The 21,274-nt window shown below is 55.6% G+C and carries 16 protein-coding genes; 11 read left to right on the forward strand and 5 right to left on the reverse strand.

Annotated elements, in window-relative coordinates:
* Nucleotides 1-70 precede the first annotated feature (70 nt).
* The 3 genes from KSF73_01705 (at nucleotide 71) to glmU (ending at nucleotide 7,647) form a co-directional block, all read left to right on the forward strand.
* On the forward strand, nucleotides 71-2,968 hold the full coding sequence (locus KSF73_01705; protein ID MBV1774421.1) for a TonB-dependent receptor: 2,898 nt from the start codon (nucleotides 71-73) through the stop codon (nucleotides 2,966-2,968).
* A gap of 398 nt (nucleotides 2,969-3,366) precedes the next feature.
* Complete coding sequence (locus KSF73_01710; protein ID MBV1774422.1) at nucleotides 3,367-6,063, forward strand: TonB-dependent receptor; 2,697 nt, start codon at nucleotides 3,367-3,369, stop codon at nucleotides 6,061-6,063.
* Between the two features lie 162 nt (nucleotides 6,064-6,225).
* On the forward strand, nucleotides 6,226-7,647 hold the full coding sequence (gene glmU / locus KSF73_01715; GenBank protein MBV1774423.1) for a bifunctional UDP-N-acetylglucosamine diphosphorylase/glucosamine-1-phosphate N-acetyltransferase GlmU: 1,422 nt from the start codon (nucleotides 6,226-6,228) through the stop codon (nucleotides 7,645-7,647).
* On the opposite strand, the gene glpD is transcribed toward glmU, so the two are convergent.
* Nucleotides 7,628-9,124 carry a glycerol-3-phosphate dehydrogenase gene (gene glpD / locus KSF73_01720; protein ID MBV1774424.1) on the reverse strand — a complete coding sequence of 499 codons (1,497 nt, stop codon included), beginning with the start codon at nucleotides 9,122-9,124 and terminating at the stop codon, nucleotides 7,628-7,630. The genes glmU and glpD overlap by 20 nt on opposite strands.
* A gap of 92 nt (nucleotides 9,125-9,216) precedes the next feature.
* Nucleotides 9,217-9,867: a DUF2807 domain-containing protein gene (locus KSF73_01725; GenBank protein ID MBV1774425.1), complete on the reverse strand. Its 651-nt coding sequence runs from the start codon at nucleotides 9,865-9,867 to the stop codon at nucleotides 9,217-9,219.
* A 117-nt stretch (nucleotides 9,868-9,984) separates the two neighbouring features.
* Between KSF73_01725 and argB the strand changes: the two genes are divergently transcribed.
* From argB to KSF73_01745, 4 genes are all read left to right on the forward strand, one after another.
* Nucleotides 9,985-10,881, forward strand: a complete 897-nt coding sequence (argB, locus tag KSF73_01730; protein MBV1774426.1) for an acetylglutamate kinase — start codon at nucleotides 9,985-9,987, stop codon at nucleotides 10,879-10,881.
* A 169-nt stretch (nucleotides 10,882-11,050) separates the two neighbouring features.
* Complete coding sequence (locus KSF73_01735; protein ID MBV1774427.1) at nucleotides 11,051-11,482, forward strand: CBS domain-containing protein; 432 nt, start codon at nucleotides 11,051-11,053, stop codon at nucleotides 11,480-11,482.
* Nucleotides 11,483-11,553: 71 nt separating this feature from the next.
* A complete protein-coding gene (locus KSF73_01740) occupies nucleotides 11,554-12,225 on the forward strand; it encodes a pyrimidine 5'-nucleotidase (GenBank protein ID MBV1774428.1) in 672 nt (223 codons plus the stop codon).
* 10 nt (nucleotides 12,226-12,235) lie between these two features.
* Complete coding sequence (locus tag KSF73_01745; GenBank protein ID MBV1774429.1) at nucleotides 12,236-12,832, forward strand: 6-carboxytetrahydropterin synthase; 597 nt, start codon at nucleotides 12,236-12,238, stop codon at nucleotides 12,830-12,832.
* A gap of 13 nt (nucleotides 12,833-12,845) precedes the next feature.
* On the opposite strand, the gene KSF73_01750 is transcribed toward KSF73_01745, so the two are convergent.
* A complete protein-coding gene (locus tag KSF73_01750) occupies nucleotides 12,846-13,970 on the reverse strand; it encodes a VanZ family protein (GenBank protein ID MBV1774430.1) in 1,125 nt (374 codons plus the stop codon).
* A 102-nt stretch (nucleotides 13,971-14,072) separates the two neighbouring features.
* On the opposite strand from KSF73_01750, the gene KSF73_01755 reads away from it, so the two are divergent.
* Nucleotides 14,073-15,398 (forward strand): deoxyguanosinetriphosphate triphosphohydrolase, encoded by a 1,326-nt coding sequence (locus tag KSF73_01755; protein ID MBV1774431.1) that lies wholly within the window; start codon nucleotides 14,073-14,075, stop codon nucleotides 15,396-15,398.
* Between the two features lie 18 nt (nucleotides 15,399-15,416).
* On the opposite strand, the gene KSF73_01760 is transcribed toward KSF73_01755, so the two are convergent.
* Nucleotides 15,417-15,656 (reverse strand): DUF1496 domain-containing protein, encoded by a 240-nt coding sequence (locus KSF73_01760; GenBank protein ID MBV1774432.1) that lies wholly within the window; start codon nucleotides 15,654-15,656, stop codon nucleotides 15,417-15,419.
* Between the two features lie 192 nt (nucleotides 15,657-15,848).
* Here KSF73_01760 and hemC point away from each other — a divergent pair, with 192 nt between their 5' ends.
* The 3 genes from hemC (at nucleotide 15,849) to KSF73_01775 (ending at nucleotide 19,939) form a co-directional block, all read left to right on the forward strand.
* Entirely contained in the window at nucleotides 15,849-16,802 is a 954-nt protein-coding gene (gene hemC, locus KSF73_01765; protein MBV1774433.1) for a hydroxymethylbilane synthase, read from the forward strand.
* 84 nt (nucleotides 16,803-16,886) lie between these two features.
* Nucleotides 16,887-18,728 (forward strand): fused uroporphyrinogen-III synthase HemD/membrane protein HemX, encoded by a 1,842-nt coding sequence (gene hemDX / locus KSF73_01770; GenBank protein ID MBV1774434.1) that lies wholly within the window; start codon nucleotides 16,887-16,889, stop codon nucleotides 18,726-18,728.
* Nucleotides 18,725-19,939 carry a hypothetical protein gene (locus KSF73_01775; GenBank protein MBV1774435.1) on the forward strand — a complete coding sequence of 405 codons (1,215 nt, stop codon included), beginning with the start codon at nucleotides 18,725-18,727 and terminating at the stop codon, nucleotides 19,937-19,939. The genes hemDX and KSF73_01775 overlap by 4 nt, the downstream gene beginning before the upstream one ends.
* Nucleotides 19,940-19,998: 59 nt before the next feature.
* On the opposite strand, the gene KSF73_01780 is transcribed toward KSF73_01775, so the two are convergent.
* Complete coding sequence (locus KSF73_01780) at nucleotides 19,999-21,141, reverse strand: aminotransferase class I/II-fold pyridoxal phosphate-dependent enzyme (GenBank protein MBV1774436.1); 1,143 nt, start codon at nucleotides 21,139-21,141, stop codon at nucleotides 19,999-20,001.
* Nucleotides 21,142-21,274 lie beyond the last annotated feature (133 nt).

Consider the following 21,274-nt stretch of genomic DNA (forward strand, 5'->3'; position numbering starts at 1 on the left):
CAACTTTCATGCAATCTGGAATGCGCTCACGCTTCCTCGCTGACGGGCAATAAGATACGGAGAACTTCAGATGAGAATGAAGACAATCAGCAAAGCGGTCATGTTGCTGGGCGCATTTGGCGCAGCATCACTCACCATGGCTGCTGACAACAGCACAGACGCATCCCAAACAGCAAAAGTAGATCGCATCGAAATTACTGGCTCAAACATCAAGCGAACCAAAGCCGAGCGAGCATCACCCGTTCAGGTGATCACCGGCGATGAAAGTATTCGCCTGGGCGCGAACACCGTAGCCGATATTGTGACCAATATTGCCTCTGCAAGTTCCGGCGGGGTAAACGATGCCAATCCGATTCTGAACGCAGGTTTTTCCAGCGCTGTTTCCAGCGTATCCCTGCGAGGCATGGGCTCATCTGCCGTACTGGTACTGATTAACGGTCGTCGCATTGCCCCAGCTCCTTTTGCTGATCCAAACTCTGGTCAACAAAATCTGTTTGACTTGGGTGCCATTCCTGCCGCTGCTGTCGATCGTACAGAAATCCTGATGGATGGTGCTTCTGCGATTTACGGCTCGGATGCCGTCGCAGGTGTGATTAACGTCCGCCTCAAGAAAGAATTCAAAGGCACCACGCTGAACGCAGGTGCTGGTGCAAATGAAAAGGGTGACTTCCGCAATTCGAAGTTGGGCGTAACATTTGGCGTAGGCAGCTTGGCAGATGACCGTTACAACGTATTCGGTTCCTTTCAGCATTCCGATCGTAAGATCACTCCAACGTCGGCCATCGCAGATCAGATCTACCCTGAAGCAGCTGCGTACTACGGCTGGATGAATCCAATCTTCCCGGCAACCTTCTCGACAAGTGTGCCATCCGCTTTTGCGCCGTTGTACTACAGCAAGAAAGCAGCAACCGCGACCACATACGCCAACTTTATTGGTATGGATCCGCGCTGTCCGGCCAATATGGTGAGCAAGTCAAATGCCACCTCTACCGGTAGCACATACAACAAAAATGTCTGCTACTTCGACACCTGGGCACGCAGCTACCAGCAAACCCCCGCGACTAGCGATGCACTGAATCTGCGTGGCACTTTTGATCTTGGCAATGACCTGCGTGCCTCTGCGGATATCATCTACACCCGCAAGGATATCGAAACGCCAGGTAACGGTTCGACCGTAGCAGGTGAAGCAGGTAACTCATGGGTACGCGGCGATGGCTCGTTAATGCGCTACTTCCTGGTACTGCCAACCACCCACGCAGACAATCCGACTGCAGGCAAGCCGGGGGCAACACCTGTCTCCCTCCAATATCGCTTTGCCGACATTGACCGCCGTGACCGTACCGTACTGGAAGCACTGCGCGTAGGCGGACAGCTGGAAGGTTCCAATCTGGGCTGGGACTGGACTCTGGGCCTAACCCACAATGAGACCCGTCGCAAGACAAATATGAAGGGTCTGATCAATACAGCAGCGCTGGATGCAGCCGTTGCCAATGGCAGCTACCGCTTTGGCTCACCCACAAATAGCGATGCCGTAAAATCAGCCATCAGCCCGGACAACAACGACGGCGGCAAGGCAGTGGTTGACCAAATCGACCTTCGCGGTAGCCGCGAACTGTTCGACCTCAAGGGTGGCCCGGCAGCGATTGCCTCCGGCGTTGAGGCACGTCGCGACTCTCTGAACGTCTATAATGACGATAAAATCATGAAGGGTCAGACACTGTCCCGCGGCGCATCCAGCGCTGACGGCACTCGCAATGTCTACTCGGCATTTGGTGAAGTTGTACTGCCAGTCCTAAACGAGCTGGAGCTGACTGGTGCCGCCCGCTTTGACCATTACAGCGACTATGGCAATTCGCGCACACCAAAGCTCGGCTTCAAGTTCATGCCGAATGACACCATCGCTTTCCGCGGTACCTATGGTGAATCATTCCGTGCACCATCCTTGTCGCAAATATCGAAGTCGGCAGTGACCTCCTTCACTGCAACCAACGATGCCACACGCTGTAACTTCCTGACGCAACCAGGCGTTGCCGAAAAAAATGGTATTGCTCGTGATCCTAAAACCGGCACACCAGTCACCCCGATTTGCAGCTCCAGTCCAAGCACTGCATCCATCATTTCGCCGAACCTGGGCATTCAACCAGAAACAGCCAAGTCCAAAACGCTGGGCTTTGTGATTTCGCCAAGCAAGAATTTCAGCCTGTCTCTGGATTGGTTCAAGATTCACAAGCGTGACGAAATTGACCGTATCTCCGGTACGACCGCCGTCGAAAATGAGGCTAAAAATCCAGCAGGCGTGATTCGCGACAATAGCGATGCCTTACTGCTCAAAGACGCAAATGGCTTGCCAGTCGCAGGTACAGGCCCAATCCTGTACACACTGCGTCGCTTCGAAAACCTGGGCGAAACCATCCTCACCGGTTTTGATCTGGATACTACCGTTACCACCAAGCTTGGTCAGTATGGCAAGGTTGTGACGCGCCTGACTGCCCAGTATCTCTCATCCTTCCAACAGAGTGCGAAGGCAGGGGAACCGCTGATCGAGTACGCAGGCACCTACAGCAATCCGTACACCGTGGGTGAAAGTGGCGGACTGCCGCATACTAAAGCACAGCTCAAAAACAGCTGGAACCAAGGTGACTGGGATGCATTCGTCAATCTGAACTACACAGGCGGGTACAACCTGAAAGCCAGTGCTGATCGCGGTTGTTCATCCACCTTTTCTACCACTGCCATGGTGTCGTTCAGCCCATCTTGCGATGTGCGCTCAAATGTCACATTTGATGCAGGCGTAGGCTACTTCGGTATCAAGAACACCACGATTCGTCTGAATGTATACAACCTGACAAACCGCAAGGCGCCATTGGATCTGTCTTGGGCAGATTCCGGCACAGGTGGCATTCCAGCCAGCCTGTATTCGGTTCAGGGCAGAAGTTTCAGCCTGAGCGCGATCTACTCGCTTAAATAACGCAAACTTATTTGTCAAAACAAAGCCTCTGATTGCAACGATCAGGGGCTTTATTTTCTAAAAAGGTAGATTGAACTTTTCAGTTTAACCATATAGCTTTTTAACAATCAAGTGCTCGCCCCATCGCCAAAACCGGAAAAAACAATCGCAACATACTGTTTTAAAAATGAAATGCAAATTAAAATACACTAATATAGCATCTGATCATATACACATTGATACAACAGTCATTCACCAATTAAGACACATCGCTGCGCTTTCTTCGGTGTGATTCCCGCCCTTCCGTAAAATACGGTGCATCACATAGGCATGCTTTCGACCGTGCGTCGATCAAATGGTTCCGAACACCCCGCCTTATTGATTGATTAAAAGTGTCGACCTAAACGGAGAACTACAAGATGCAATTGAAAAAAATCAGCCAGGCCCTGCTGATGATCGGCACGACCGCTGCCATCAGTCAGTTTGCGCACTCGGCAGACGCCAACAGCGACGATACAAAGAAAGTTGAAAAAATCACCGTCACTGGCTCTAACATCAAGCGCGTGAACACCGAAGCACCTGCCCCGATTCAGATCATCTCGAAGAAAGAGATTGAGCGTAGTGGTTTCAGCACCATTAGTGACGTATTGCAGAACATCCCCGGTAACAATTCCGGCGGCTTTAACGAATCCAACGTAAACAGCTTCGCAGCTGGTGCAGCTGCAGTGTCGCTTCGCGGTCTAGGCGCTCAAGCTACGCTGGTGCTGGTAAACGGCCGTCGCATGACCAATTACGGCTTTGCCAATGGTGGTCAGTCCACGTTCGTCGACTTGAACACGATTCCGCTTGAAGCAGTCGAGCGTGTGGAAATTCTGAAAGACGGCGCTTCGGCCATTTACGGCTCCGATGCGATGGCAGGCGTAATTAACATTATCCTGCTGCCAAGCTATCAAGGCTTCAAGACAAGTGCTTCGGCAGGCATTTCCGCCCGCAACGACGGCCAAACAACCCGTCTGACTGCGACTGCCGGTTTTGGTGATCTGGCTACCCAGCGCTGGAATATGTTCCTGAATGCAGAAGCATACGACCGCAAGCCAATCTATCAACGCGATCGTGATGCACCATTCAACTCTACTGATCGCCGCGTCATCGGCCAAGCAGATGGTCGCTCGACTCAGTCCTATCCGGGCAATATCTACACTTACAATCCTGTCACAAAAGCTGAAGTGGCCTTCCTGCAGCCGCTCAAGGGATGTGCTCCGGAAAACCTGAATGGTGGCCCAGCCGTGAACGGCGGCAGCACATTAACCGGCCGCTGTTTGCTGAACGCCAATGACTACATCGTTGCCAGCCCGAAATCAAAGCGCGAGAACGTCTACAGCCGCGCCACATTCCAGCTGAGCGAAGATTTGCAGGCCTTCGTAGAGGCTGGCCGGAACGAGACGAAGACCCAAACGATTTCGACTCCGACCGCGCTGACCAGCTGGTTGCGTGCAACAGATCTGCAACTCGTGACAGTTTCGCCGACAATTCTGCCAGTTGGAAACCCTAACAATCCGACCAAAGCGCCTGTCAGTATCCGCTATGCATTCGGTGATGTTGGCCCTCGCACTCAAGATCTGGACTCCAAACTGACTCGATTCGTTGGCGGCCTGAAGGGCACCACCGGCAATTGGGACTGGGATGTTGCGGCCAGCTTAATCAAGAGCGAAACAGCAGCCTCCCGCCACGGTTACGTGCTTTCCAGCGTGTTCAATGAAGTTGTCCAGAATGGCACCTACATCTTTGGTGATCGCTCAAAGAACAGTGCAGCACTGTATGACCGCCTGGCACCAGAACTGGTTCGCACCGGCGATACGTCCACCAAGAGCGTCGACTTGAAGGTATCCAACAGCGACCTCTATCAATTGCCTGCTGGTTCTGTCGGCTTTGCTGCCGGTGTCGGCTTCCGCAAGGAAGATCTGCATGACAACGCCGATTCACGCATCGCAAGTGGCGATGTGATTGGTCTGGGTGCAACCAGCGCCAATGGTGAACGTAAGGCAAGCAACGTATTCGTGGAATTGTCTGTTCCGCTGCGAGCAGACCTCGAAGCTCAGTTTGCTGCTCGTTATGACCATTTCAGCGACTTTGGTAACTCCACCACACCGAAGATTGGTCTGAAGTGGACCCCCGCGAAGGATATCGCCGTTCGTGGTACCTATGCAGAAGGGTTCCGCGCACCGTCGCTGCCTGAAATTTCACAAAGTGTGCTGACCGGCTTCTACAACGGCCTGCAGGATCCGTCCCGTTGTCCGACCACAGCTGCCGCAGCTGATTGTAACGGCTCCTTCCCGGCTCTGATTGGCGCCAATCCGACCTTGAAGCCGGAAACATCGAAGAGCTACACAACAGGCATCATCTTCGAGCCGAACCGTTCAATCAATGTGTCCGTGGACTTCTACTACATCAATCGTAAACACGAAATTGGTGCCTTGGATCCAGAAGTACTGCTGGGTAACGAGTCTCAGTACCCCGGCTTGGTGATCCGCGGCCCGGTAAACCCAGCTCAGCCCAATATTCCTGGCCCGATTCAGTACATGAAGCTGAACTACCAGAATCTGGGTGAGACCAAGACCAAGGGCGTCGACTTCGATCTGCGTACCCGCACCAATCTTGGTGAATTTGGCGTGCTGTCCACTGGCTTGAATGCAACTTACACAATCTCCTATCTGGTTCGCCCGACAGAAGAAAGTGATTTGCTCGAGTACAATGGCACCCATAACCAGCCGCGCATCCGCGCCAACTTCACCACGACACTGGAGCGCGGTCCGTGGGCAACAACATTGAGCGCCAACGCCGTCGGTTCGTTCTCGTACTCTGGTAGCCCGCTCTCTGCTTGCCCGGCCTCAGTGGCAAACTATCGTCCGGGTGGCTGTGAAATTGGTTCCTTTACCACTTATAACCTGAACGTCGGTTACACCGGGTTTAAGGGCTGGAGACTGGCTGCGAACATTCAGAATCTGACCAATCGCATGCCACCGATCGATACGACCTACACGCAGAACTACGACTACAACTACCACAATATTATCGGTCGCTTCTACACCGTGAGTGCTTCGTACTCGTTTAAGTAAGCCTTAACAGAGAGGCCTTACCATTCCAACCCCGGCTAGCTTTGCTGCCGGGGTTTTCATTTAGCTATGCACATCCGACAGCAACTGATCCTCAACCACACTTGAAATTTCCACCCAGCACGTCACAATCACCTTTTTACCATTCCCTTTGATGATCCTCTTATGAATGCGCCTGATACCGCCTCCGTTCCCGCCGTCGCGACAGCCGACTCCCACGCACTAAACGTCATTATCCTGGCTGCAGGACAAGGCAAGCGCATGAACTCACGCTTGCCGAAAGTCCTCCAGCCCATTGCAGGACGTCCGATGCTTGGACATGTACTGGATGCTGCCCGCACATTGGGTGCTGCCCGGATTATCGTGGTGCATGGCCATGGCGGCGATCAGGTACAAGCAGCGTTTTCTCGTGAAACCGACATCGTGTGGGCGCATCAGGCAGAACAATTGGGTACCGGACATGCGGTAGCGCAAGCCCTGCCTTTCTGTACCGAGGGCATGGCCTTGGTGCTGTATGGTGATTGCCCGCTGATTACCGCACCTACTTTGCAGCAGCTGGTCGCATCAACACAGGGCAGCACCCTGTCCGTCCTGACAGCGCATCTGGACACCCCCACCGGTTACGGTCGAATCGTGCGGGATGGTGCAGGTAAGGTATTGCGCATCGTCGAACAGAAAGATGCCTCTCCCGAAGAAGCCAGTATCCGTGAAATCAACACCGGCTTTGTGGCCGCCCCTGTCGAGAAGCTGGGCGACTGGCTGCCACAGTTGCGCAATGCCAATGCACAGGGCGAATACTATCTGACCGATGTGATTGCCATGACGGTTGCTGACGGGCTGGAAGTTGCCACCCGCAGCTGCGATCACTGGGAAGCCGCAGGCGTAAACGATAAGCGCCAGCTCGCTGAACTGGAGCGAGTCTATCAACGCCGCGCAGCGGATCAACTGCTGGCGCGTGGTGTAACCTTGCTCGATCCCAGCCGCTTTGATTTGCGTGGCACACTGCAGTGCGGCAAGGATGTAGAAATTGACGTCAATGTCATCTTCGAGGGCGATGTGGTGCTGGCCGATGGTGTGCGGATCGGTGCCAATTGCGTGATTCGTAATGCGGTGATCGGCGAAGGCGTCATCATCAAATCGCATACCGTGATCGAAGATAGCATCATCGGCAAGGGTAGCGATGTGGGCCCGTTTGCCCGCCTGCGTCCGGACACCGTACTGGGCGAAAAAGTACACATCGGCAATTTCGTCGAAACCAAGAAAGCACGACTTGGCAATGGCACCAAGGCAGGTCATCTCGCCTATCTGGGCGATGCGGTCATCGGTGAACGGGTGAATGTGTCAGCAGGCGTGATTACCTGCAATTACGATGGCGCCAACAAGTTTGTCACGACCATTGGTGACGATGCCTTTATTGGCACGGATAGCCAGCTGGTGGCACCGGTAATCATTGAAACGGGTGCATACATCGCAGCGGGCTCGACCATTACCAAAACGGCTCCAGCCGATGCGCTCACCATCTGCCGGGCTCGCGAACAAAAGTCGATTTCCGGCTGGAAGAAGCCCGTCAAACAGCCAAAGGCATAAAGTGTGATGTGAAGGCGTCGGTAAACCGGCGCCGCGCCAGCTCACCCATGTGCAAGCCGCACTTGGTGCGTCGCCACAGCACATCGTCCGGATGACTGGCCCATTCATGCACCACCAGATATGCCACTTCGCGGCTATATAAGCCGGCACCCCAGTGTTCGCCCAGATCAGCAACATCATGAGCGCCGGAGAGTACCTGTTCCAGACGCGATCCGTACTGATGTGCCATACGCTGTAGCACCGGCGCATCCAGCCATGGCCAGCGTTGGGCGCACTGCTGCAGGAAGGATTCAAATTCGCAGTTGATATCCCCGCCCGGCAAATTCTCCGGTGCCTGCCTGATCGCGTGGACGGGGATTTGCATCGCCTCGCCCAGCATCTCGGCCGCCTGCATCGATAGCTGGCGGTACGTCGTCAGCTTGCCGCCAAATACCGACAATACCGGCGCACCGGACGTATCGAGACGCAACACATAGTCACGGCTGACCGCCGATGGATTGCCCGCATCATCGTCATGCAAGGGACGCACGCCGGAATACCGCCAGACTACATCGCGCGGATCCGGGGGATGCTTGAAGTAGGGTGCAAGTGCATTACAGAGATAGCTGACTTCTTCATCACTGCAGCTTGCCTGTGCTGGATCCCCTTCGTACGCTTCATCCGTAGTGCCGATCAGACTGAATTCGTGTTCATAGGGAAGCACAAACACAATGCGCTGATCAGACTGCTGCAAAATATACGCTTGCGGCCCATCATGCAGGCGAGGCACGACAATATGGCTGCCTTTCACCATGCGGATGCTATCGCGGGAGGGTAATTGCAGTTGCTCACTGACAATCTGGCTCACCCATGGCCCGCCCGCGTTGACCAGGGCACGTGCTTTTACTTGCTCAGTTTCACTAGTTGTTTTCAGCGTGCATACCCAGCCATCAGACATGCGCTGCGCGCGGATCAGCTTGGTGCGGGTTCTGACCTCGCCACCACGCTCGCGCAACTGAATCGCGTTGGCCACCACCAGTCGCGCATCATCCGCCCAGCAGTCGGCATAGGTGAAACCCTTATGAATCGATGACATCAGCGGCTCACCATAGGCGTGGCGCTGAAACTGGATGGATCGGGAAGCTGGCAGGCGCTTGCGGCCCCCAAGATGGTCATACAAAAACAAACCGGCACGGATCATCCATGCCGGTCGTAAATGCGCCATATGCGGCAATACAAAGGTCAGTGGCCAGATCAGGTGTGGCGCCATCCCCAGCAAAACTTCTCGCTCGTTCAAGGCTTCGCGCACCAGACGAAACTCGCCATATTCCAGATAGCGCAGGCCACCATGAATCAGCTTGGAACTGGCCGATGACGTCGCGGAGGCCAGATCAGCCTGCTCAACCAGTAGCACATCCAGCTTGAGCGCCGCCAGATGATTGGCAATGCCCACACCATTGATGCCACCGCCCACCACCAGAACGTCTACTTCACGCATGCTGAGTCTCTCCTCGCCATCGAATCGTGCCTCGACGGAGCATAGCGCACAAAGCAGACGCTTGTTTAGTAGCTTATGCCTGCCGTGGCAAATCAGTCACCTGCACTCACCGAACCCAGACCAGCAGCTGACTTGCGCAGGGTTTTGGGATGGCCGTAATACTTCAGGCTACCCACACCTTCGAGGCTGGCATCGAGCACATTGCTGGCGAATACCTTGACTGCGCCCACGCCTTGTACCGATACACGTGCATCCTCGGCCTTCAGTGATTGCAACTCAAGCGCACCCGCACCTTGTGCATTCACAATCAGCTTTTTAACCGTGCCCGTCGCTTTCACCAAGCCAGCGCCTTCGTACTGAATCTCGAACGAGTCACCCTTTAGATCCAGAATCTCGGTTTTTCCTGCGCCTTCGTTGGAGAATCGTTCCAGTTTGGGTACGGTGACTTCGATCTTGATGGTCTGATTCATATTAATCGACGTATCTTTCTTGAACGCGATCACCAGTTGCTTGCCTGTCACGGTGGTCTCTACCAACGGTAGCAGATTATCGTCACCGGAGAGTTTGATGGAGGGCGCGGCGCCGTTTCTGACGATCAGGCTATAGGCTCCTTCGGTGCGCAGCGCAGTAAAGTCGCCAATCTGTCGCTGTTGCTCCACCACTTTGCCACTTCCTTTGATCGACGCGGCAGATGCAAAGGTTGCGCACGATACCAGTAATGCAGCAATGACTGTCTTCTTCATGTTCCACCTCCAAATTAAACATACTTACAAGTATCTTATTATCAAGCCATGCAGAATACAAGCGCAGCGTTTGGAACACGGTAGAATATCCGCCATATGCAACACACAGGACTCGCCATGCCCACCGTCACGCCATTGAACCCGCAAACTGCCGCCGATACCGCTAATATCCTCGCGGAAGCCCTGCCGTATATCAAGTCCTTTTACGGCAAGACCATCGTGATCAAATACGGTGGCAACGCCATGACCGAGCCCGCCCTCAAGGAAGGCTTCGCCCGCGATGTGATCATGCTGAAACTGGTTGGCATGAATCCGGTTGTGGTACACGGCGGCGGCCCGCAAATCAATGATTTGCTGAACAAGGTCGGCAAGGAAGGCCAGTTTATTCAAGGCATGCGCGTCACTGACGCCGAGACCATGGACATCGTGGAAATGGTGCTGGGCGGTCAGGTGAATAAGGAGATTGTGTCGCTAATTAACCATCACGGCGGTCGTGCGGTTGGCATCACCGGCAAGGATGGCCATTTCATCCGCGCACACAAGCTGTTCCTGCGCAATCCGGCGGATGACGAAGCCATCGACATCGGTCAGGTCGGCGAGATCGACAGCATCGATCCATCGCTGGTCAATCTGCTGTGCAGCCAGAATTTCATTCCGGTGATCGCGCCCATTGGCGTAGGTACCGATGGCAGCGCCTACAATATCAATGCCGATCTGGTGGCGAGCAAGTTGGCTGAAACACTGAAGGCCGAAAAGCTGATCCTGATGACCAATACCAGTGGCGTGCTCGACAAAGGCGGCAATCTGCTGACCGGCCTGACACCTACCATTATTGATGCACTGGTGGCTGACGGCACCATTTCCGGCGGCATGATCCCGAAGATCTCCGGCGCGCTGGATGCGGCACTGAATGGCGTTGGTGCAGTGCACATCATCGACGGACGGGTCGAACATGCACTTTTGCTGGAGATCCTGACAGATCACGGCGTAGGCACGAAGATTTCTGCAAGCTAAGGTTGCACTGGGGCAGAATCAATCCGGTGCATCTACCCCGAAGTCGCATCCACAAGCCATTTCCAGATTCGTTGCAGTGCAATATCGAATCTTGATGCAAGGACAAACTGTGCTGCTATAGTGAAGGCTCCGGGAGCGTTGCACCCGGACTGCCATCTATGGAGGTCACATGAAAACAGCGCGTCAATTGCTTGCGGAAAAACAGAAGCAGGGGATTTTCTCGGTGACCCCCGAGGGCACCGTCTACAACGCCCTGCAGTTAATGGCCGATAAGGATATCGGTGCCGTTCTGGTCATGGAAGGCGACAAGCTGGTCGGGATTTTCTCCGAACGAGACTACGCCCGCAAAGTGGTGCTACAGGGCAAGACCTCTGCCGGTACCCGTATCGGCGATATCATGACCAAGAAGGTCATCTACGCCAAACCGTCGCAAACCTGTGACGAGTGTATGGCGATCATGTCCGAAAAGCGCTTCCGCCACCTGCCCGTCATGGATGGCGATGTCGTCCTTGGCGTGATCTCGATCACCGATCTGGTACGCGAGCAGATTGCCGAGCAGCAGTTCCTGATCAATCAGCTCGAGCAATACATTCACGGCTAACTGGCTCTGCATACGACAAGGCCGGCCTAGCCGGCTTTTGTTTTTTCAAGCACCGTCGTTTCTGGAGCTGTATGCCGCCCATCTGGCTGTTTGACCTCGATAATACCCTGCACGATGCAGACCACTGGGTGTTTCCGGAAATGAACCGGTTAATGACGCAGTACATGATGACCCATCTGCAACTGGATCACCCCACTGCGCTTTCCCTGCATCATCATTACTGGCGGCATTACGGCACCACACTGAACGGCTTGATGCGTCATCATCAACATATCGACCCCGAACATTTTCTAGAAGCAACCCACCCTGATCCTGTGGCGGCACAGCGACTGATCGCCATCGCCGGTGCGCGGGAGATTCTACCTGCCCTACCCGGCCGCAAATTCCTGTTTACCAATGCACAACGCAACTATGCGGTACGCGTTCTGGATGGACTCGGCCTCAGGCATCAATTCGAAGCCATCATCAGCATCGGCGATTTGCGCTATCTGCCCAAGCCCCAGCAGCGCGCCTACCTGCATGTACTGCAGCGGCATCATCTCGATCCGCATCGCTGCATCATGGTGGAAGACAGCCGCAACAATCTGCTGACAGCCAAGCGACTGGGCATGCGCACGGTCTGGCTGACGCGCTCACTCACCCATCACCCGCTGGTCGACGTGAAAATCCGAACCCTGCACGACCTGCTACGCTGGCAAGGACGTTGCCAGCACAGACACTTGGTGGTAAAACCCCAAGTCTGAGAGGTTAGACATGCTGATCCGCAAGCTCTTCAAGTTCGAAAACGCCCATATCGTCCGCAACTGCAGCACCGATCGCTGCCGTCGCTCCATCCATGGTCACAGCTATAAAGTTGAAGTGATTCTGGAGGCGCACGCCTTTGATCACGGCCAGATGGTGTATGACTTCGGCTTGATGAAGGGCACGATCCGCGATGTAATCGATGCATTCGATCATGCCATCTGTTTCTGGGATCGCGACGAGGCCGACTATATCGCCTGGGCCAAGCAATACTCGGCGCGCTGGATTTCCCTGCCTGTCTCACCTTCGGCAGAACAGTTTTCGCGCCTGTTTTTTGTGGTGATTGATGCGATTCTCGCCAATACCAATATGGCCAATGGCGAATCCAGCGATGTGCGCCTGTATTCGGTGATCGCCCATGAAACGGAAACGGGGTATGCACAATGCTTCCGGGAAGACGCCTACAACCCGCGCATGGGTAATATTTCGCTGACTGACATCCACTTTTCCGAGCAATGCAAAGCGGAGTGGAAAGATCCGGCCATGCTCGACAAGTTGCTGCGCGGCGAACGCTTCATCAATCCCGCCGTCCCCCGCCAGATTCTGTAGTCATACGGGCTGACTAGCGCCCCAGAATGGTCGGGCCACTGCGCTCGTACCATGATTCACGCATGACCACGAGCAAGAACAAACCCGCAACTGGCGGCCACAGACCCGTCAGCATCATCGTCAGCCCCTGAAAGTCGGTGACATGACCATAGCGCCAGGAGAACAGGCTAAACACGCCGGTGAACGGGCCTTCTAGCGGCCAAAGCTGCTCGACCACATGGATGAGTAAGGTACATCCGAGAGCTGCCGTAGCCCGCCATAGCCGCTGCAGTCGCACCAGGAACAGCAGTAACACACCTGCCACCAGCATACCCGCCAGCACATTGCCATCCATCCAGGCCAAGTAGCGACTGGGCTTCAATAGCATACCCGCGAAGGCCATCTTGATCAGGACAGCCAATCCGACCAGCCAGACCACAGCCCAGCCTCGTTGATGCTGACGTGATAGCAGAATGGTCAGGAACAGTGTTACCGAAAGCAAATGCGCCGCCACACCCATAGCTTGCAATGCAGCCAGAATCAAGGTGGGCGCGGGAAAGGGGGGCGTCCAGTATTGCGGGATACCGGTCGATTGCAGTACCACACCAAACAGGGGTGTGGAGGGATTCATCTGGGTCAGCAGCCACACGGCCAGCAGCACAATCCCCAGATCCGTCAGCGCACCGCTTCGGAATAAGCTCAGCCGGAACAGGTAAACCACACGTACCACCAGCAACTTGGAGAGCACAACACCGGCCACGGCTCCGAGCAACGCACCGCTGGTATTCGTCAAAATATCCAGATTCGAGGCCACCCGGCCTGGTTCGAACTGTTGCACAAACTCGACCAGTGCCGACAATATTCCACCCGCCAGCATCGCCCAGACAATCGCCACCCAGCGCGGCCTGAGCAGCATCACCCATGCATAGCCAAGCGGCACATAGGCCAGCACGTTGATGATATTGTCAAAATTGCTTTGATAATGCGGCAATGGATACGCTAGAAACGCCAGTACACCCTCACCGGTATAGCGCCACTCGGAAAAGGGAAACCAGCTGACCAGCAAAATAACCAGATGCCAGGCCAACAGGAAATGCCGCCCCAGCCATGAGGGAGAACTGGAACGGGCAAGATAGGAAATGGGGATACGCCACTGCATCCGCGGACTTTAACATGCCAGACGCATGCCTGACTTCCTGTTCACGGTGATTTGTCATACTGTGTGACATCTGCGATTAAAGCCTTTGATATGACCACACTAATGACATGGGATAAACTGCTGTCGGCCGACCGCCTGCGCGCACCGCGACGGGCACCGGAAACCGGCGGACAGATTGGTCGTTCCGACTTCCATAAAGATCACGACCGGATTGTTTTTTCCTCGCCATTTCGCCGGCTGGGTCGCAAAACTCAGGTACACCCGCTGACCGAAAATGATCACGTCCATACACGCCTGACCCACTCCATTGAAGTCGGATGTGTAGGTCGTTCACTAGGAATTGCTGTTGGACAGGCCATTGCCGACCGTTTGCCAGCCCACATCACGCCCTTTGATATAGGCTCGATTGTGCACGCAGCCTGCCTCGCGCACGATATCGGCAATCCGCCCTTTGGCCATGCCGGCGAATACGCGATTCGCGACTGGTTTCGCCGCCCCGCACACGCGTATCTGCTCGCTTCACTGAACGAACGTGAATTACGTGACATTCAGACATTTGAAGGGAATGCACAGGGATTCCGCGTAGTCACCCAACTAGAAAACCACCGCTTTGATGGTGGCATGCGCCTGACCTACGCTACCCTGGGTGCCACCCTCAAATATCCGTGGACAAGCGAATATGCCGGGCATAAGGAAAAATTTTCCTGCTATCAGGCCGAAACCCAGCTGCTTGCGGAAGTCGCCAATGAACTGGGGCTGATTTCGGCAGGTAAAGATAAGTGGTGCCGTCATCCGCTGTCATACCTGATGGAAGCGGCGGATGATATTTGCTACGCCATTCTGGACCTCGAAGATGGCGTGGAAATAGGCATGCTGCCCTTTGAAACCATCTCGCCGATGCTGATTCGCCTGGCCGGAGTAGACGACGATTTACTGGCACTGGAAGTGGCCGCTGCACCTTCCGTTCGCCGTAAGATGTCGCTACTGCGCTCAAAGGCGATTGATCGCTGCGTGCGCGAAGTGTGTCAGGCATTCCTGCGCAATGAACAGAAATTGATGGCGGGAGAGTATGAGGGTGACTTGCTGCACTCGGCGCCCGATTTTGTGCGTCTTGGCATTCACGATGCCAAACAGCTGGCGCGAGATCGTATTTTCAATGCGCGTCGCAAAGTGGAAATTGAAGTCGGTTCGTTCAGTTGCCTGGATATTCTGCTTGAATCATTCTGCTGTGCGGCCTACCAGTTCGGCACCACGCCAGATCAGCTCAGCTTCCGCAACAAACGGATTCTCGACTTGATGGAGTACAACGCCCCCAAGGAAGAATGGTCGCTGTACCAGAGCTATATGCGGGTGATGGATTTTATTGGCGGGATGACCGACAACTACGCCACCTATCTGGCACAGCAAGTAGGTGGCATGGGGCGCTAAACCGCCTGACTGCCGTAATCAGAATGACACGGAAGGGTCGAGTCGCTTGCCGATCTTGACCCAGACTGGCGCCTCATTGCGGGCATTACTGATACTGACCAGTTTGCAGGTGTAAAAGCCATCTTGCGCACGAATGACCGCTCCAAGCGGATACTGCTTGTTATCGAACATGCAATACAACTGATCGCTCTGGTTGGGCACAACCGTCGCCCAGCTAGTCAGGGAGACGAATGCGAGCAAGCCCGTCAAGCGTTTCAACACGTTTTCCTCCGTTGGCCGGTGTCACGCGCTGAAGCGAGAAAGTCGTTATTGTTTGACACTTGGCAAAGACAGAAGATTGTCCAACGCGAATTCTAAACCTGCTACTGAAAATTGAAAATTGTTGCAAATTCACGTCACCTATTCGCATGCAGCGAGCATGTTAGAATGGTGACTTGCTTTCCCTATTGAATGGAAACGCTGTTCATGTCCAGCCAGCCAAATAAAATCGTCATCGCCACCCGCGAATCTCTGCTTGCCCTGTGGCAGGCCAATCATGTTGCGCAGCTGTTGCGTGACCGCTATCCGGGGCTTACCGTCGAATTGCTGGGCATGACCACCCAGGGCGACCGTATTCTGGACGTCACCCTGAACAAAATTGGAGGCAAAGGCCTGTTTGTGAAGGAACTGGAAACGGCGCTAATGGATGGCCGCGCCGATATCGCGGTTCACTCCATGAAGGATGTCCCCATGGTGTTGCCGGAAGGGTTCAGCATTGCAGCCATTCTGGAGCGGGCAGACCCACGTGATGCCTTTGTGTCAAATCAGTATACGCAGCTGTCCGAATTGCCATCTGGCGCAATCGTAGGCACCTCCAGCCTGCGCCGCGAAGCGCAACTGCGCGCGCGCTACCCGCACCTGGATGTACGCCCACTGCGCGGCAATGTGCAGACTCGCCTGCGCAAACTGGATGACGGCGAGTATTCAGCCATTATTCTGGCTGCAGCCGGACTCAAGCGTTTGGAGCTGGCTGATCGCATCCGCAGCTACCTGAGCCCGGAAGACAGCCTCCCGGCACCCGGCCAAGGCGCCGTTGGCATTGAAATTCGCGCAGATCGCACCGATCTGATCGATATGCTTGCACCGCTGAATCATGCGGAAACTGCTTCGTGCGTCATCGCCGAACGTACATTGAGTCAGCGTTTGAATGGTTCCTGCGAAACACCACTGGGTGCCTATGCTGAAATCGTCGACGAAGCCTTTATCCGCTTGCGTGGATTTGTATCCAGTCCGGATGGTACACAGATGGTGTATGCCGAATCGAATGGCAGCATCGCTTCAGCCCCCGGTCTGGGTAGAAGAGTGGCAGACTTGCTCCTGACAGAGGGTGCAGGCCCGCTGCTCAAGCCTGTATCATGCGCATAGCCCGTCCGGCGGGCAAAGCAGATTACAATAACATTTGAGGCGGGAACGCTCCGCCCTTTACCCAGGCCACCCGAGTCATCACCCATGACAACAACGCTTGCCCACTGCCGTTTTATTGTGACCCGACCGGCCGGTCAGAGCGATACACTGTCCAGCCTGCTGCAGCATGCAGGCGCGGAAGCTGTACTCGCCCCGATGATCAGCATTGCGCCGCCAGATCATCCTGAGACGCTGTACGATGCCATTGACCGGCTTCGCGAATATGATCTGGTGGTGTTTGTCAGCCCGACCGCCATCGCGACTGTCGCCGATCAGGTCGAACAGTGGCCGGAAGGCGTCCCGTGTGCCGTCATTGGCCCGGCCTCCCGCGATGCCGCCATCCGCATGGGAGTCGATACGGTGATTTCACCGGCCACCCAGCACGATAGTGAAGGCTTGCTGGCGTGTCCGGAGATGCAATCACTGGAAGGGAAGCGTGTTCTGCTGGTCAAGGGCAATGGTGGCCGTTCTCTGCTGCCGGATACCTTGCAGGCTCGCGGCGCGGTACTGGATATTGTCGAAGCCTATCAGCGTCAGCGGCCGGACATCGACGCAGCCTCACTTGATGCGCTGCTGCGCCCTGCGCCGGACGCAATCATCGTCACCAGTTCCGAAGCGGTCGATAATTTGTTCGAGCTGGCGGCACCCGCAGCACAGACACAGCTACGCGACAGCTATTTCGTTGCCTCGCATCCACGCATCGCCGACGCAGTGCGTCGTCATGGTGCAATGCGGGTGATTCTATCGGGCACAGGTGATCAGGCGATCGTTGAAAGTCTGCTGGCCTGTTTTGGCAAACCAGACACCCCCACCCAGTCAATCACGCCCCCAGCCCACAGCCCATCGCCTTCCCTGCAAGCAGAGGAGGAGCTGACTCAGGACTTGTCATCGCACAGCCATCTGCCCTGGGCAATTGCCGCTGTGGTGCTGGCATGTGCAGCGGCTTTTGGTATGAGCGCCTGGCAGATTGACCAGGCCGATGCTCTGTCACGCCAGCAGGCACTGAAACTGAGCAATGCATTGCAATTGCAGACTCAGCGCACCGACCGTACCGAGCAATCCCTGCATCAGGCCGAGGCACGCCTTGCCACACTGGAAACCCGCAACGAGGAATTGCTGTCGCAGCAAACCAATTTGCGCGAACTGTATGGTGTGCTGTCAGGCAGCCATGAGGCTGCCCTGCTCGCCGATGCCGAGCTGACTCTGGCACTGGCGTCACAGCAACTGCAGCTCACCGGCAATGTCAGTGCGGCCTTATCCGCGCTCTACCGTCTGGATGAGCGCCTGGCCGGATTCGATGCCGGTGCCTTGCTGCCTGTACGCCGAGCAGTTGCGCGCGATATTGATACGCTGAAACGTATTCCATATGTCGATCTGGTGGGTTTATCCGCCCGAATTGATGCCCTCGCAGCAGGCGTGGACACGCTGCCGCTGGTGGTGGATGCACGTCCGCAGGAAGACGCACCTAAAGCGCGTGAAGCGAATCCACAAGGAAACTGGCTGGAACGGACGTGGACACAGATCCGTCAGTCGATGGGTGCCGTGGTTGAAATTCGCCGCATTGATCGACCTGACCCGGTACTGCTCGCGCCCGAACAAGCTTTGTATCTGCGCGAGCATGTCAAACTGCGCCTGTTGAATGCGCGTCTGGCCTTGCTGCAACATGATCAGCCAAGCTTCCAGCAGGATCTGGTTGCCGCCGATACGATGTTGCGCCGCTATTTCGACCGCCAGTCCAAACCTGTCAAAAACACACTGGCCGGTCTGTCACAGTTGATGCAGCAGCGCCCTGCTGTAGAGTTGCCAACACTGGCCGATAGTCTGTCGGCACTCAAGGATGCGCGTAAGATTGCCCAGAAGAACGATGAAAAGGGAGGCCGCAAGTGAAGTGGCTCCTCTGGCTGATTCTGATTGCAGGTGCAGCGGTTGGTCTAGCTCAGTTTGCCCAGCTGAACACCGGTTATACCCTGATTTTCGCTCCGCCCTGGCGGATTGAGCTCTCGCTCAATGCCTTTGCGGTATTGTTCCTGCTACTGGTATTTGGCGCGTTCATGGTATTCCGCATGATTGACTGGGTGCTAGGCATGCCAGAGCAGGTTACGCGTTACCGTGCGCGTCAGAAGCTGCTGGAAGCCAGACGTCTGCGTACAGAGGCACTGAGCGCCCTGCTTGAGGGACGTCCGCAAAAAACCGAGCGTGCCCTGCGCAAGATTGCCGATCAGGAGGAAGATCCGGCAACCCGCGCGATTGATGCGCTGGTGGCAGCCTATGCTGCACACGAATTCCGCGATCTCCGGAGCCGGGATGCCTGGCTGGAAACCGCCCGGGAGTTGAACGAAGGCGACACGCTGGCGCAAGCAATGCTGGAGGCGACTCTGTGCTATCGCCAGCATCGCAATCGTGAAGCACTGGCCGCGATTGAACGGGCGCGGGCGCTGTCCCCCAATCTCACGGCTGCACTTAAGCTGGAATTGCGTATCCGTCAGCGGGAAGGGCAAAACGAGCGCGTCATTGAGCTGTCACACCAGCTGGAAAAGAGCGAGGCGCTCGAGCGCGCGCAAGCCAGCCGCCTGCGTGCCCGCGCACGCCTGAATCAGTTGCGCAGCGAAGATATGGATCCCGACATGCTGACGCGATTCTGGGCGCAACTAGACGAGGAAGAACGCTTGCAACCGCGTTTGGCTGCAGAAGTTGCGCGTGCGCTCCAGCAGCACGGTCAGACTCAGCGAGCCGAGCATATTCTGGTTGAAGCACTCACTGCCAATTGGGACAGCAATCTGGTCGATGCCTTGGGTGCCTTGCCAGCAGATACCGCTGAAGCCGATATCCTGAAGCGGATCGGCCTGGCAGAGGAATGGCTCACCCAGCATCGCGACGATCATCATCTGTTGCTGACACTGGGTCGTTTGTGCCGCCATGCCTCATTGTGGGGTAAGGCTCGCACCTACCTTGACGCCAGTATTGCCGTGCATGCCTCCGCGATTGCGCATGCCGAACTGGGGGGGCTACTGGAACAACTGGGCGAGGTAGAATCGGCCAACGTCCATTACCGCTTCAGCCTCGGATTGGCACTGGATTCCCTCGAAGGCCGGAATTAAGCGCCCACTCCCGCCGTGATGCTTCACGGCGGGGTTACGTTCTGTCTGTCCGTTTCTGATTATCTTTTCGCTAGCCGTTCAATGGCTGCGTCCAGTGTGGTGTCCTGTTTTGCGAAACAGAAACGAACCAGTCCCTGATTACGTCCGTCAGCATAGAACGCCGATAGGGGTATGGCTGCCACCCCCACCTCTTTGGTCAACCACTCGCAGAACTCAAGCTCGCCCAGATCGCTACGGATGTCGCGATAGTCGGCGATCTGGAAGTAGGTGCCTGCGACGGGCAACAATCTGAATCCGGCGGCTTCAAGGCCAGGTGCCAGTCGCGCACGCTTTGCAGCAAAGAACGCGGATAAGCCCTGCCAGTGCTCGGGCGCTTGCAGATGGCGGGCAATCGCGACCTGCAACGGTGTGGCAACTGAAAACACCAGATATTGATGCAGCTTGCGAAATTCTGCAGTCAGGAATGCAGGCGCGACGACATAGCCTACCTTCCAGCCGGTTGCGTGAAATGTCTTGCCGAAGGAGTACACCGCAAAGGCACGCAAGCGCAAGCCCGGATGGCTCAGCACACTGTGGTGCTGATGGCCATCGAAGACCAGATGCTCGTAGACCTCGTCGGACAGCACCAGCAGATCATGGGTATCGGCGATGATAAACAGTTCATCGAGATCGCTGCGGGTCAGGACACTGGTGGCCGGATTATTCGGATTATTGATGATGATCAGACGCGTGCGCGGCGTAACAGCAGCACGTACCGCATCCCAATCCATCGCAAAGGCTGTTGGTGCCAATGCCACACGCACGGGAATGGCTCCCTGCGCCACGATAGCGGGCGCATAGCTGTCGTAGGCTGGCTCGATGATGATAGCCTCATCACCGGCATGCAGCGTGGTGGCAATCGCCGTATACAACGCCTGTGTGGCGCCTGCGGTGACGGTGATCTCCTGATCGGCATCCACTTCATGGCCTTGAAGTGCGAGCTTGGCCGCGATGGCCTGACGCAATACTGGCAGGCCGGGCATGGGGGCATACTGATTGAAGCCTTCGCGCATGGCGTCGGCGGCGCCCTGAATCAGGTTGTCATGACAGGGATAGTCCGGAAAGCCCTGAGACAGATTGATGGCGCCGTGCTGCAGCGCGAGCTGCGACATCCGGCTGAAAATGGTGAGGCCGAGATCGGGAAATTTGCTGGTAAAGGTCATGGGTAGGCTTTGCTGGTTTTTATGGCAAAGATAACGGTTTATGACCGTTCATTCCAGCAAAAAAAGAAACCCCGCGCAGGGCGGGGTCAGTCTCTCGAAAGGGCTGCTTGCTATCCAACGGCATACACTTCTG

The organism is Burkholderiaceae bacterium DAT-1, assembly GCA_019084025.1.
Lineage (GTDB): Bacteria > Pseudomonadota > Gammaproteobacteria > Burkholderiales > Chitinimonadaceae > DAT-1.